The 14,103-nt window shown below is 69.6% G+C and carries 11 protein-coding genes and 1 pseudogene; 6 read left to right on the plus strand and 6 right to left on the minus strand.

Features of this window, described 5'->3' with window-relative positions:
• Window positions 1-9 precede the first annotated feature (9 nt).
• Window positions 10-450: a hypothetical protein gene (locus ACZ1DY_RS26395; RefSeq protein WP_465481211.1), complete on the plus strand. Its 441-nt coding sequence runs from the start codon at window positions 10-12 to the stop codon at window positions 448-450.
• On the opposite strand, the gene ACZ1DY_RS26400 is transcribed toward ACZ1DY_RS26395, so the two are convergent.
• The 4 genes from ACZ1DY_RS26400 to ACZ1DY_RS26415 form a co-directional block, all read right to left on the minus strand.
• Complete coding sequence (locus ACZ1DY_RS26400; RefSeq protein WP_465481212.1) at window positions 422-3,325, minus strand: AfsR/SARP family transcriptional regulator; 2,904 nt, start codon at window positions 3,323-3,325, stop codon at window positions 422-424. The two genes, ACZ1DY_RS26395 and ACZ1DY_RS26400, sit on opposite strands and share 29 nt — an antisense overlap.
• On the minus strand, window positions 3,325-3,987 hold the full coding sequence (locus tag ACZ1DY_RS26405) for a response regulator (protein WP_257485956.1): 663 nt from the start codon (window positions 3,985-3,987) through the stop codon (window positions 3,325-3,327). The genes ACZ1DY_RS26400 and ACZ1DY_RS26405 overlap by 1 nt, the downstream gene beginning before the upstream one ends.
• On the minus strand, window positions 3,984-5,150 hold the full coding sequence (locus ACZ1DY_RS26410) for a sensor histidine kinase (protein WP_465481213.1): 1,167 nt from the start codon (window positions 5,148-5,150) through the stop codon (window positions 3,984-3,986). The genes ACZ1DY_RS26405 and ACZ1DY_RS26410 overlap by 4 nt, the downstream gene beginning before the upstream one ends.
• 120 nt (window positions 5,151-5,270) lie before the next feature.
• Complete coding sequence (locus ACZ1DY_RS26415; protein ID WP_192741754.1) at window positions 5,271-5,642, minus strand: MmcQ/YjbR family DNA-binding protein; 372 nt, start codon at window positions 5,640-5,642, stop codon at window positions 5,271-5,273.
• Between the two features lie 113 nt (window positions 5,643-5,755).
• On the opposite strand from ACZ1DY_RS26415, the gene ACZ1DY_RS26420 reads away from it, so the two are divergent.
• Genes ACZ1DY_RS26420 through ACZ1DY_RS26430 form a run of 3 tightly spaced genes read left to right on the plus strand, consistent with a single transcriptional unit; the run spans window position 5,756 to window position 9,674 of the window.
• Window positions 5,756-6,964, plus strand: a complete 1,209-nt coding sequence (locus tag ACZ1DY_RS26420) for an SGNH/GDSL hydrolase family protein (protein WP_465481214.1) — start codon at window positions 5,756-5,758, stop codon at window positions 6,962-6,964.
• 38 nt (window positions 6,965-7,002) lie between these two features.
• Complete coding sequence (locus ACZ1DY_RS26425; protein WP_465481215.1) at window positions 7,003-8,385, plus strand: FAD-binding oxidoreductase; 1,383 nt, start codon at window positions 7,003-7,005, stop codon at window positions 8,383-8,385.
• A 26-nt stretch (window positions 8,386-8,411) separates the two neighbouring features.
• Window positions 8,412-9,674 (plus strand): class I SAM-dependent methyltransferase, encoded by a 1,263-nt coding sequence (locus tag ACZ1DY_RS26430; RefSeq protein ID WP_465481216.1) that lies wholly within the window; start codon window positions 8,412-8,414, stop codon window positions 9,672-9,674.
• A gap of 5 nt (window positions 9,675-9,679) precedes the next feature.
• On the opposite strand, the gene ACZ1DY_RS26435 is transcribed toward ACZ1DY_RS26430, so the two are convergent.
• Window positions 9,680-11,287 (minus strand): thiamine pyrophosphate-binding protein, encoded by a 1,608-nt coding sequence (locus ACZ1DY_RS26435; protein ID WP_465481217.1) that lies wholly within the window; start codon window positions 11,285-11,287, stop codon window positions 9,680-9,682.
• Window positions 11,284-12,059, minus strand: a pseudogene (locus ACZ1DY_RS26440) (cyclase family protein). Before ACZ1DY_RS26440 ends, ACZ1DY_RS26435 begins: the two are co-directional and overlap by 4 nt.
• A 57-nt stretch (window positions 12,060-12,116) precedes the next feature.
• Here ACZ1DY_RS26440 and ACZ1DY_RS26445 point away from each other — a divergent pair.
• The gene (locus ACZ1DY_RS26445) at window positions 12,117-12,647 is read left to right on the plus strand and encodes a GNAT family N-acetyltransferase (protein ID WP_465481218.1); all 531 of its coding nucleotides are present in this window, start codon (window positions 12,117-12,119) and stop codon (window positions 12,645-12,647) included.
• Between the two features lie 138 nt (window positions 12,648-12,785).
• Window positions 12,786-14,030, plus strand: coding sequence for an HNH endonuclease signature motif containing protein (locus tag ACZ1DY_RS26450; RefSeq protein ID WP_465481219.1), 1,245 nt, complete (start codon window positions 12,786-12,788; stop codon window positions 14,028-14,030).
• The last annotated feature ends 73 nt before the right edge of the window (window positions 14,031-14,103 follow it).

Below are 14,103 nucleotides of genomic sequence, written 5' to 3' on the forward strand. Positions count from 1 at the left end.
GAGACGTGCATGAGCCCGGCGAGCCGGACCCCGTACAACATGGTGGTGCCCAGGGACGACACGCCGAGTCCCGGGGAACGGGACGGGCTCGTCGGGCCGGGCTGGAGCTGGGCCGCGTTCGCCACGCCGTGGGCCGACGGCCGCCCGTCGCCGAAGTACCGCTGGACGTTGTTCGAGACCGCCGGCCACGCCGTCGAAGACCTCCGTCGCCGCCTTGACGACGGCAGCATCGGCAGGCGCGGAGCCCTGTGTGCGTCCGTGCTCCGCAAGCGCGGCGCACCGCGGGAACTGGTGTTGTGCGACGGCGCGGAGTGGGCTTGCGTCGTCCACGAGGTCCGCGCCGGGGTGCACCTGGCCGACGCCGCCGACGCCTACTTCGCGCGTTGGAAGACGAGCATGGCGGGGCACCGCTTCACGATCATCAACGCCGGCGTGCCGACTGTCTGGTGAGGTCCAGACCTTCCAGTGCGAGAGTGCGCTGCAGGGGATCACCGTCGGGGCCGATGGTGGTGAGCACCCACTCGAAGTGTTCCCTGGCGGCCACCGGATCACCCGCGGCGAGATGGGTACGGCCGAGCCGGTTGCGGATTTCGGACTCCATCCCGGCGATCGTCTCCTCGGTGACCGCCGTCAGCGCCCGCCGCTGGAGCTCGAAGGCGGCGTCGAGATTCCCCAGCTCCAGTTCCGCGGCGCCCAGCCTGGCGAGACTGGTGGCGGTCAGCAGGCCGTCCGTGGTCTCCTCGGCGAGTTCGACGGAGCGCCGGAAATCCAGTGCGGCTTCGGCGAAGCTGCCGGTCTCCAGCCGGACGGTGCCGCAGTGGCACAGCACCCTGGCCAGCATCCCAGGGCTGCCGATCTCCTCGCTCAGCTCGCGAGCGCGGCCGAGGTGGCCTAGCGCTTCCTCGTGCTCGCCTTGCAGGTACGCGAGATACCCCAGGGCGGACAGCGACCGTTCGGCGAGCCATTGGTCCCCCACCTCCTCGGCGAGGACCATCACCCGCCGCATCCCGGGGATGGCGAGATCGTGCCGTCCGGCGATCAGATCCGCCATGGTGAGCCCGCCGAGCGCCCGCGCCTCCACTCCGCGGTCGCCCGAGGCCTGCCCCGCCCGCAGCGCGTCGTCGAACCAGCCGCGCGCCCGGTCGAGTTGCCCTTGCATGGCATAGGCGTAGCCAAGGCAGAAACGCAGCGACGAGACCAGGCGTTCGTCTTCGGCCTCTTCGGCGAGCGGCAGCGCGACCTGCAACGCCGTCCGGCATTCGTGGTACCGCTGCTGACGCGCGAGATAGTCGACCAGGCCTTCGGCGACCGAGCACGCGAGGTCGTCCAGCCCGGCTTCGGCCGCTTGCGACACCACCTCCGGCAGGTCGCCGGCCGCGTCGAGCCAGGCGGAAGCGTCACGCTGCCCGGTGAACGGTCCCCCGGTCTCCACCGGGAATCGCGCCACACCCCATTCGCTCGCCCGGCGAGCGGCGCTGAGGTACAGCCCGTACACCCGTTTCCGGGCCGCTTCGGCGTCCTCCTCGGGCATTTCCCCGGCGAGCCGCCGGGCGTAGACCGCCACCAGATCGTGCAGCCGGTAGCGGCCGCTCGCGGGCTCCTGCACGAGGCTGGCGTCGACCAGGCTTTCCAGCTGCCGCTCGGCTTCGGCGGGCGAGCTGTCCAGCAGGGCGGCGACCGTCAGCCGGTCGAACTCCGTCGTCGGCGACAGGCCGAGCACGCTGAACGCGGTCTGCTCGGCGGGCCTCAGCTGTTCGTACGACAGGCGCAGTGCCACCTCGACACTGCGATCCTCGGCCGTCAGTTCGCCGAGCCTGCGCTCGTCGTCCGACATCCGGTCGACCAGGTCCTTGAACGTCCACATCGGACGGTTCTGTAACCGGGCGCCCGCGATCCGCAGTGCGAGCGGCAGCCGCCCGCACAGCCCGGCGAGGGCGCGCACGGCGAACCGCTCCCCCTCCGCCCTCGGTGCCCCCACGATGCGCCCGAGCAGCCGTTCGGCCGCTTCGAGGCCCAGCGCGCCGAGGGAAACCCGGCGGTCGGCGTCCAACCCGGACAGACGGCGGCGGCTGGTCACCAGCACGCGGCTGCCCGGCCCGGACGGCAGCAGCGGCCGCACCTGACCGGCCGACTCGGCGTTGTCGAGCACCAGCAGCAACCGCAGCTGCGCGGTCGCCGCCCGCCACGACGCGGCCAGCTCGTCGAGATCGTCCGGCATCGCCCCGTCCTCGACCCCGACCGCGCGCAGCAACCGCCGCAGCGCGCGCTCCGGCGTCACCGGCTCGCGGCCTTCGGTGTAGCCGTGGAGATCCACGAACAACGCACCGTCCGGATAGGACTCACGGAGCTTGTGTGCCGCGCGCACCGCGAGCGTGGTCTTCCCGGCGCCGGGGACACCGTCGACGGCGTCGACCGAGACGGACTCCGGATCGCCGTCTTCGACGAGCAGCGCGAGTTCCCGGTCCCTGCCGACGAGTTCGCCGTTGACGGCGGGCAGTTCGTTGCGGATCCGGCGGGACGGCTCCCGGCGCGGCGCGACGCCGAGGAGCGCCTCGTCCCCGCGCAGCACCGCCTCCTGCACTTGCCGCAGCTCCTCGCCCGGCTCGACACCGAGCTGCTCGATCAGCCGCTCGCGGACGTCGGTGAACACCTCCAGCGCCTCCGCCTGCCGCCCGCCGCCGTAGAGCGCCCGCATCAGCAACGCGGCCAGCGGCTCGCTCGGCGGATCGGCGGACACCAGCGCCGACAGCTCGCCGATCACCTCGTCGAACCGCCCGAGCTTCAGCTGGGCCCGCAGTTTCCGGCGCAGCAACAGAAGCCGGCGTTCCTCCAGCCGTCGCCGCTCCCCCTGGACGAACGCGCCGGGCAGCCCCGTCAGCGGCTCGCCGTGGAACAGCCGGAGCGCGTCGGCGAAGGTCTCGACCGCGGAGACGAGGTCACCCGACTCCTCGGCGGCGGCCGCGACGGCGGCGACCTCCTCCAGCCGGACCACGTCCAGCCGGACCCCGCCGCTGGCGAACCGGTAGCCGCCGCGATCGGACACGATCACCGAGTCCCTCGGCTTCTGGCCCGAGGTGTCCAGGCATTGCCGCAGCCGCCGGACGTACACCGGCAGCACGTTCGACTCCGGCGGCTTTTCCCAGAGCCCGTCGGTGAGTTCGTAGTGGCTGACCGTCACGTCCGGGCGCAGCAGCAGCGCGGCCAGCACGGCCTGCTGCCGGACCGGCCCCAGATCCAGCCGGGTCTCCCCGTGCCAAGCCCGCAACGGGCCGAGCAGTTCGAAGCGAAGTCGCGAGTCCGGCATGATCCCCCCATCGTTGCGCATCAGCCCGGCACCACGATCCCGTGGTCGAACGCGTACACGATCGCCGCCGCCCGGTCCCGCAACTGGAGTTTGGTGAAGATCCGGCCGATATGGCTTTTCACGGTCACCTCCGAGATGACGAGGGCCGCGGCGATCTCCGCGTTGGTCAGCCCGCGGCCGATCGCCCTGAGCACGTCCTGCTCCCTCGGTGTCAGCAGTTCCGGTGAACGCCCGCCGCTGCCGTTCCCGGCGGCCTGCCGGTACGCGGCGAGCACCCGCCCGGTGACGCCGGGGTCGAGCCAGGCGTCGCCCGCGGCGACCGCCCGCACGGCCCGGATCAGGTCCTCGGCCGGTGAATCCTTGAGTACGTACCCGGCCGCGCCCGCGCGCAGCGCGTCGGCCAGGAGGTTGTCGTCGTCGAAGGTGGTCAGCGCGAGCACCGGCGGATGCCCGCCGGACCGCCGCAGCCGCCTGGTCGCCTCGACCCCGCCGACGTTCTTCATCCGCAGGTCCATCACGATGACGTCGACCTCGTGCGCGGCCAGCGCCGACGGCACCTCCGAGCCGTCGCCGCATTCCCCCGCGATGACGAACCCGTCGCGACGGCGCAGGATGCGCCGCAGCCCGGACCGGACCAGCTCCTGGTCGTCGACCAGCAGCACCTGGATCTCGGCGGCGGTCACGGTTTGCCCCCCGGCACGGTGACCTGCACGATCCACTGCCTGCCACTGGGCCCGGCGCTGAGATCGGCACCGAGCTGGGCGGCGCGGACGGCCATCCCCGCCAGTCCCGAACCGTCCTCCGCCGCGCGCCGGACGGTCGCGGGAAGGGTGTTGCTGACGGTGAGCTTCAACCCCGAACGGCCGGCGTTCAGCCGGACCTCCGCGGTCGCGCCGGGGGCGTGTTTGACGACGTTGACCAGTGATTCCTGCACGATCCGGTAGAGGCCCAATCCTTCCGAGGCGCCTACCCGGCCGAGGTCGCCTTCCTGTGTATAGCGCACCGCCAGCCCGGCGCTGCGAGTGCGTTCCACCAGCGTGGCGATGTCCTCCACCCCCGGGAGCGGGGCGCTGCCCGACGGGGAGTCGGCGAGCAGGCCGACCGTGCGGCGGATGTCGGCCATCGCGGCCCGTCCCACCTGCTCGGCTTCGGTGAGCGCTTCGATCGCCTCGTCGACGTCGCGGTCCTGCTGCAGCGCGTGCCGGGCGCCGGTCAGGTGCAGCAGCGTGATGCTGAGCGAATGGCCGACGACGTCGTGCACCTCACGCGCGATGCGCTGCCGTTCGGCGAGCAGCGCCTTGTCGCGGGAGGCGTCCCGGTTGCCGCGTTCGGCGTCCAGCACCCTGGTGTACCAGCGGACCATGAGCCCGCCGCTGAGGCCGAGCAGGATCGCGACCATGTACACCGGCCCGCCGATCAGCCCGCCCCAGATCCCCGCCACGACCAGGACCGCCTCGCCCGCGACCGTGACGAGGGCGATCCCCCACGTCGTCCGCAGGACACTGCCCGCCTCGGTGGCCGCGACCAGCAGCAGCAACGGCGCGAAATCCGGCAGCACCGGCTCGACGAGCAGCACCGAGGCCGCGATGATCAGCGCCGTCATCCGCACCCACGGCATGATCCAGTCGGTGGCCACCCAGATCAGCGACGGCGCGATCACGATCAGGCCGGCCAGCGCGATCGGCTCGGGCGGCAGCAGGGCGTCTCGTTGCACCAGCGCGACCGCCGTGAACACGAAGCTCACCGCGCTCGCGCACAACGCCCCCCACCACGGCAGGGTCAGCCCGGCCCGGGTGAGGCTCGCCTGCACCCGTGCCCGGAACCGGTCCCGCAAGATCTCCAGCACGGCATCAGCCTAGGAAGTCCCGGTGAGCGAGTCATCGTGCGGCGGGCGGCACCCGTCTCCGCCCACGGTAGGAGGCCGGGCGAGCACGGCGGGATGAAATCCGGATGAAACCCGGGCCGGTCATTCCTGGCTGAGCGCCACCCAGTTCAGTTTCTCCTGTTCTCGTTTCGGCAGGCCCGCGACGACGAGGTCGTAGGAGTCCTCGATCATCTCCCGCACGAAGTCGTCGGTCAGCGAGCCGTCCAGCTCGACGGTGTTCCAATGTCGTTTGTTCAGGTGGTACCCCGGGATGATCGCCGGATGCTCCGCGCGCAGCCGGACCGCCAGATCGGGCTCGCATTTGAGACTGATCCGCAGCGGCTTCGCCTTGAGCGGGCCGAGCGCGAAGACCTTGCCCGCGACCTTGAACACGTTGATGTCCTCACCGAACGGGAACTCCTCCCGGGCGCCGGGGAGGCCTAGGCAGAGCTTCGCGAGCGCGGCAGGTTTCATGGCGTTCAGGCTAACCGCGCCCACCGACAGAAACCTGTCCTGTCCGGGCCGTTGACCGGCTGTCGGTGATTCATTGACGATGAGTGGAGCCGACTGGGTGGAGGCGAACCGACATGCGCGTGAAGTATTTCGCCATCGCGGGAATCCTGGCGCTGGGCCTGGTGCCGGGCGCCGCGACGGCCCAAGTGGAGGGCACGGCCACCAGCGGCTGGGTGGGCACCTGGGCGGCGGCGCCCGCGGCCGGGGTGGCCGGGACCGACAACGGGTATCCGAACTTCTCGATCCGCAACATCGTGCACACCAGTGCCGGCGGGCACGAGGTCCGCGTGCGGCTGTCCAACGCCTTCGGCCGGACGCCGGTGCTGTTCGGGCGGGTGACCGTCGCGGTCGCCGCGGGCCCGGACACCCCGCAGGCCGTGCCCGGCACGATGCGCACGCTGACCTTCGGCGGGGATCGCGAGGTCACCGTGCCGCCGGGCGCCGACGTCGTCAGTGACGGCGCGCCGCTGACCGTGCCGAGGGACGGCGACCTCCTGGTGACCACGTACACCCCGGAGCCGTCGGGCCCGGTCACGTACCACCCGCTGGCGATGCAGAACTCGTACTTCACCCGGAACGGCGACAGGGCGGCCGACGAGTCGGCGGCCGCGTTCCCGGAGAAGACCGCTGTCTGGCACTACGTGTCCGGAGTGGACGTCCGCGGCGCCGGGTTGCGGGGCAGTGTCGTGGCGATCGGCGATTCGATCACCGACGGGGCGTATTCGACCTGGGGCGCGAACCTGCGCTGGCCCGATCAGCTCGCCGACAAGATCAGCGCGCGCCTCGGCGTGCTCAACGCCGGGATCAGCGGGAACCGGCTGCTGCTCGACGGCGGCAACTACGGGGTCAACGCGCTGGCGAGGCTCGATCGGGACGTCCTGAACCAGTCCGGCGTGCGGACGGCGATCGTGTTCGAGGGCATCAACGACATCCAGCAGACCCCGCACCAGGCCGATCCGGACAAGATCATCTCGGCGCTGAAGCAGATCGCGACGAGGGCGCACGACCGCGGTCTGCGGGTGCTGGGCGCGACGATCACCCCGTGGAAGGGCTGGGGTTCGTACACGCCGCAGCTCGAAGAGACCCGGCAGGCGGTGAACCGGTTCATCCGGACCAGCAGGCTCTTCGACGGCTACATCGACTTCGACGCGGTGATCCGCGATCCCGCCGACCCGCAGCGGATGAAACCCGAGTACGACTCCGGCGATCACCTCCATCCCGGTGACAAGGGCTTCACCGCCATGGCGGACGCCGTCCCGCTGCACCGCCTCCGGCACGAATAAGGGCTGCGCCAGGCGGTTCCGTGGGGCACGATGAACTGATGGCGAGCGACAGCGGTATCCGGGAGACGGCGCGGCTGGTCCGGTTCGCCGAACACGAAGCGCGCGCCGAAACGCTCCGCGCACAGCTCGCGGATCTCCACGGGACGATCCGGCTGGCGAAGCGGACGTCGAACCTGTTCCGGGCACGGACGGCGACCACCACCCCGGGGCTGGACGTCTCGGGATTCACGCATGTGCTCGACGTCGATCCCCTGGCGCGCACGGCCGACGTCGAAGGGATGGTCACCTACGAGCAGCTGGTGGACGCGACCCTGCCCCACGGACTGATGCCGCTGGTCGTGCCGCAGCTCAAGACGATCACGCTCGGCGGCGCGGTCACCGGCCTCGGCATCGAGTCGTCCTCGTTCCGCAACGGACTCGTGCACGAGTCGGTGCTGGAGATGGAGCTGCTCACCGGCGACGGCAGGATCGTCGTCGCGCGGCCCGACAACGAGCACAGCGACCTGTTCCACGGCTTCCCGAACTCGTACGGGACGCTCGGCTACGCGCTGCGGCTGAAGATCGAACTGGAGCCGGTCAAACCGTACGTGCGGCTCCACCACGTCCGGTACGAGAACACCGAGGAGTACTTCACGGCGCTCGGCGAAGCCTGCCGTGACGGTTCGGCCGACTTCGTGGACGGCACGGTCTTCGGGCCGGGCGAGCAGTACCTGACCCTGGGTACGTTCACCACCTCGGCGCCCGCGACCAGCGATTACACGTGGCTCGACATCTACTACAAGTCGATCCGCTCCCGCGAGACCGACCATCTGAGCGTCCGGGACTATCTGTGGCGCTGGGACACGGACTGGTTCTGGTGCTCGCGGGCGTTCGGTGTGCAGCACCGGCTCCCCCGGCTGCTGCTGGGCAGGCGGCTGCTGCGGTCTTCGGTCTACTGGAAGGTCGTGGCGCTCGACCGCCGGTTCGGGATCGCCGCGAAACTGCTCAAGCTGCGCCGGCTTCCCCCGGAAGAGACCATCGTCCAGGACATCGAAGTGCCGCTGTCGCGGGCCGCGGAGTTCCTGGACTTCTTCCGCCGCGAGATCCCGATCAGCCCGGTGTGGATCTGCCCGCTGAAGCAGCGGCCGGGCGGCGTGAACTCGCCGCTGTACGAACTGGACCCCGAAACGCTGTACGTCAACTTCGGGTTCTGGTCCGCGGTCCCGCTGGACCCCGGCGAGGCACCGGATACGCACAATCGGCTGATCGAGGCCGAAGTGACCCGGCTCGGCGGGCGGAAGTCGCTGTATTCCGACAGTTTCTATACCGAGGACGAGTTCTGGCGGCTGTACAACGGCGACGCCTACCGGAAACTGAAGACGGCCTACGACCCCGACGGCCGACTGCTCGACCTGTACGCGAAATGCGTGCGGCGGCGGTGACCCGGGCCGGAAGAAGAGAGACGACCATGGCTGAGACGACGACCGTCGGCGAGATCTTCGAGCGGTTGCTCGGCCCGAGCACCGGAGTGTCCATCACCGCCTACGACGGCAGCACGAGCGGGCCCGCCGACGCGCCCGTGACGATCGAAGTGCGGTCGCCGCTGGCGTTGACGTATCTGATGTCGTCCCCGGGAGACCTCGGGCTCGCGCGGGCCTACGTCGCCGGCGCGCTCGACGTCGACGGCGACCTCTACACGGCGTTGCGCGCGCTCGTTTCCCAGGTCGATCAGCTCAGCGCCGCCGACCGGTTGTGGCTGCTGCGCAAACTCGGCCCCACACATCTGCGCCGCGTCGCCCCGCCCGCCGAGGAGCTGCCGAGCCGGGCCAAGCGCGTCTTCGACGGCCTACGCCACTCGAAAGCACGCGACAGCAACGCGATCTCGAACCATTACGACGTCTCGAACCGGTTCTACGAACTGGTGCTCGGGCCGTCGATGGCCTACACCTGCGCCGCGTATCCGTCCGCCGACGCCTCGCTGGAAGAGGCACAGGCGCACAAATTCGACCTGGTGTGCCGGAAACTCGGCCTCCGGCCGGGGATGCGGCTGCTGGACGTCGGCTGCGGCTGGGGCGGGATGGTCGAGCACGCCGTCGCGAACTACGGCGTCGAGGCGCTGGGCGTCACCCTTTCGCGCGAACAGGCACAATGGGCTCAGAAGGACATCGTGACCAAGGGGCTCGCGGACAAGGCCGAGGTACGGCATCTCGACTACCGCGACGTCACCGAAACGGGTTTCGACGCGGTGTCGTCGATCGGCCTCACCGAGCATATCGGCGCCCGCAATCTGCCGTCGTACTTCCGTTTCCTCGCCGGGAAACTGAAGCCGCACGGGCGGTTGCTGAACCACTGCATCACCAACCCGGACACCTCCGTGGCGCACCGGTCGCGCGGGTTCATCGACCGGTACGTGTTCCCCGACGGGGAGCTGGAGGCGGTCGGCGAGATCGCCACCGCGATGCACGACAGCGGGCTCGAGGTGCGGCATTCGGAGAACCTCCGCGAGCACTACGCCACCACCCTCGGCGCGTGGTGCGCCAACCTCGACGCGAACTGGGACGCGGCCGTCGCCGAAGCGGGCGCCAGGCGGAGCCGAGTCTGGGCGTTGTACATGGCCGCGTGCCGCCTCGCCTTCGAGCGCCGGGAGATCGAACTGCACCAGGTGCTCGGGGTGAAGGTCGGTCCGGACGGCGACTCGGGCATGCCGCTGAGGCCGGACTGGGGCGTTTAGCGGACTCAATGCCGGAAGGCTTCGGCGAGCCACCACGAGCCGCCGTCGTCGGCGATCTTGGCGTCGACGACGAGCGGCGCGTCCCTTGGTCCGTCGAGCCATTCCTTGACGGCGGCGAGATCCTCGACCGACCGTACGGTGACCCCGGCGCAGCCGAAACCGCGGCCGATCGCCGCGATATCGGTGTCGGGGAACCTGACCGTGGTCGTGTCCGCGTCGCCGAAATGGTGGATCTCGGCGCCGTACGCCGCGTCGTTGTAGACGATGACGACGAGCGGGATTTGGAGCCGTACGGCGGTTTCCAGCTCCGAGACCGCCATGTGGAACCCGCCGTCGCCGACGCCGAGCACCGGTAGCCTGTCCGGCCGCGCCAGCGCCGCGCCGATCGCCGTGCCGAGACCGAGCCCGATACTTTGGAACGCCTGGGTGAAGCAGAAACCGTTCTCGTCGGGAACGGACAGGTACGCGCTCGGATAGCCCATGAAGTTGCCGGAGTCGATCGAGACCACCCGTTCGGTCGGCAGGATCTCGTCGAGACGGCGGCTGAGCGTGCGCGGATCGATTCTCCCGCCGCCGGATAGGTCGTTATACGGCACGTCGTTCCATCTTGTGCCGGTTCGTTGCCTCTGGGCGTGGTGGCCACGTCTGTCGAGTTCGGCGCGAACGTCGACGGCCGTGCTGGTGACGTCGCCGACGACGCCCAGGTCGATCGGCCGGTGCGCGCCGAGGGCGGCCTGGTCGACGTCGACCTGGACCAGCCTCGCGTCCGGGCCGAGGAGCGTGCCGTGCCGGGTGGTCCACATGTTCAGCGCGCAGCCCCAGCCGATCACGAGGTCGGCGTCTTTGATGAGGTCCGCTGCCGATGGCGACGAAAAGCCGCCCGCGATCCCGATCGAGAACGGATCGTCGTGGAAGAGGCCGTGCGCCACCGCCGAAGTCGCCAGCTGCGCGCCGGACACTTCCGCGAGCGCCTTGAGGGGCGTGGCACTCGCCCGTGCACCGCGACCGGCGATGAACACCGGCCGCCGCGCTTCGACAAGGAAGTCGGCCAGCTTCGCCACCGCCTCGGCGTCGGGCCGGACCGGCGCCGGACCGGGGACCTTCGGGATTCGGACCGCCTCGGGCGCTTCCTGGACTTGGACGTCGAGCGGCAGGTTGAGCAGGACCGTACGGCGCTGCTGCACCGCCGTCCGGTAGGCGCGGACGGTGTCGGCGACCGCGGTACGCGCGCCATGCACGCGTTCCGGAACGGCGCCGATGGCTGCCGCGAGCGCGTCCTGGTCCACCCGGAAGTTCGACAACACCGACGACGCCGCGGTATCGCCGGCCAGGACGATCATCGGTGTCCGGCTCTTGGCGGCCTCGGTGATCCCGGTGAGCGCGTTGGTCAGACCGCAGCCCTGATGGACACTCAGCACCGACACACGGCCGCTCATCCGCGCGTACGCGTCGGCCATACTCGCCGCGCCGCCCTCGTGCCGCGCCGCGACGAACCGCACCCCGCCGGAGCGCAATCCGTTGGTGGCCTCGAAATTGCCGCTGCCCACCACCCCGAACGCCGCGCCCACCCCGAGTTCCGCCAGCGTGCGGCCGACCAGCTCCGCGACGTTCATGCCCGTTCGACCAGCGCGTACACCCTGGCGGGGCTGCCGGAACCGCCGACGATCGGGAGTGGGCTGACGACCAGTAGCGATCCAGTGGGCGGCAGGCTCGTGAGGTTCCTCAACTGGGTCAGGCCGTGCTTTCCCGCGCCCAGAAGGAGTTCGTGGCAAGGGAAGGCAGGTTCCAGAGCCAGCGCCTGCCCCGCGTCGGTGCCCACGGTCTCCACCCCGAACCCGGTGATCGGCGCCTCCTCCGCGAGCCAGCGGGCACACTCCGCCGAGACGCCCGGCGAATGCGGACCGTTCTCGTCGTTGTTGAGGAAGGCCTCCTGATCATGCGAACGGGCGTCCCAGCCCGTGCGGTAGAGCAGCCAGCCACCGTCGGGCAGCGGCCGTTCACGCGCTCCCATTCACGGATGTCTTCTATGGAGAGCAGGAAGTCCGGGTCTTCGGCCGCGCGGGCCGTCGCGTCGAGCACCACGGCCGGGGCGACCAGCGTGCGCAACGGCACCTCGGAGACGTCGTGGCCGTCCTTTCCCGACACCCAGTGCACGGGAACGTCGAGGTGGGTGCCGGTGTGCTCGCCGGTGTGGATGTTGTTCCAGTACCAGCGCGGCCCGCGTTCGTCGTAGCGGCTGATCTCCTCCAGGCCGAACGGGATCGTGTTCGCGAACGGCTCCGGCAATTGGAGGATCGGGGTGCTCGCGCTCAGCGGGGCGGTGAGGTCGACGACCTCGATCGTGCCCGTGGTGATCGCGGTGTTCAGCTGGGCCAACAACGACATGCGTGCCTCCCGGATGACTGCGGCGTCTTCGGTCACTTTAAGCGGATTTAGGGTTTGATGGCTGCCGAGGACGTCGCCGATACGCTGAGGAGGAGATCGATGGTCCAGGTGGCACTGCGGCCGGTCGAGGATCGTGACCTCGACACGTTGTTCGAGCTGATGCGTGACCCAGAGTCGGTCCGGATGGCCGCTTTCATCGCCAGGGACCCCGACGATCGCGAAGCCTTCGACCTGCACATGACGAGGTTGAGGAATTCACCGGATCTCATCCTGCGCGCGGTGACGGGTGACGGACGATTCCTCGGCACCATCGGCAGGTTCTTCGTGGACGGCGACGCCGAAATCACCTACTGGATCGACCGTTCGGTTTGGGGTCGGGGAATCGCCAGCCGAGCACTCGCACTCTTTTTGGACATGGTCGAGGTTCGGCCTTTGTACGCGCGCGCCGCCAGCGACAATCTCGGGTCGCTTCGGGTCCTGCAGAAGGCGGGCTTCAGTGTCATCGGCACCGAGACGGCCTACGCGTCTGCGAGGGGTGCCGAGATCGAAGAAACCGTGCTGCGCCTTGGGTCACTGTCCGGCTCATGACATGGCGCTGCCAGTCTTGCGTTTCCGTTTCTTCTCAACAAGATCTAGTTGTCCCACCTTGGCCATCGCCAAAATCCGAAGCCGTTTCTGGAGCACTTTATATTCGTACACCTGTTCGATTACTGGTATTCTTGCGGGGTGTCCAGTCAACGCATCCTCGAACCGCCACAGGAGCTGTGGCGCGCCGGTGCGCGCGAGCTCGCGCACGGTGTGGTCGAGCGGTTGTCGGTGGCACGGCAGGCGTTGGCGGAGGTCGGGCAGTTCCTGGTCGAGATCGAATCGCGCGGCCCGATGGAACTGTTCGGACACGGATCGACGGCGGGCTGGTTCGCCGAAACCGCCCGCATCAGCCCCAAAGAAGCCGGCGACACCGTGACGCGAGCGCTGGCGCTGAACGAGAGCCGAAACCTCGACGGCTCCCCCGCTCCGGCCTTCGCACCCATCGCCGGGGCCGCCGCCGCGGAGGGCGACCTCGGGCACCAGCAACTCGACCCGATCCTCGCCGTGCTGAAGAAAATCCCCGCCGAGGTGTCGGCCGAGGACCGGTCCGGCGCGGAACAGATCCTGGTCAACCTGGCCCGCCACGCCGGGCCCCAGGAGATCACCAACGTCGGCGCCGACCTCCTGGCGCACATGGATCCCGACGGGAACGAGCCGAAGGACGAGGACTTCAAACCACCGTCACGTGAGGTGTATCTGCGCAAACGTGAGGATGGCTGGTGGCGGCTCAACGGCCTGCTGGACCCCGAATTCGGGGCCCGGGTCAACGCGTTGTTCGACACCTGGGGACAACGAAGACCCATCGACCAGGACGGCAACCGCGACCCCCGCACTCCCGGCGAACGGCACGGCGACGCGTTGTTCGACGCCATCCACTACGCCATGACCAACGAGAAGGCGCCTACGTTGTCCGGGGACCGGACGACGGTTGTGGTCACCATCCCGCTGGAGACCCTGACCTCCGGACTCGGGTCCGCCTGCGTGGACGGCGTTTCGCAGATCACCGCACGGCACGCGCGGATGCTGGCCTGCGACGCGAGAATCATTCCCGCGGCCCTCGGTTCCGAGAGCGAGCCTCTCGACATCGGCCGCGCCACCCGGTCCGTCAGTCCCGCACAATGCCGGGCCCTGAATCTCCGCGACCACGGCTGCGCCTTCCCCGGCTGCCACCGCAAACCCAAACACTGCGAAGCCCACCATATTTTGCCGTGGGGCCAACTCGGCGACACCGACCTGAACAACCTCTGCCTACTCTGCCGCTACCACCACATGGTCATCCACGGACAATCCGGCTGGAAAGCACAGATCACCAACGGACGACCCGAATTCATCCCACCCCAATACCTCGACCCACTACAAACACCCCGCCACAACCACCGCTGAAACCGAAGAGCCCGCCGCACACCGGCGACGGGCCCTTCGACATGCCCGGAGAACGACACCAACCACGCGAGGC

The sequence above is a fragment of the Amycolatopsis sp. PSD-21 genome, assembly GCF_055561455.1.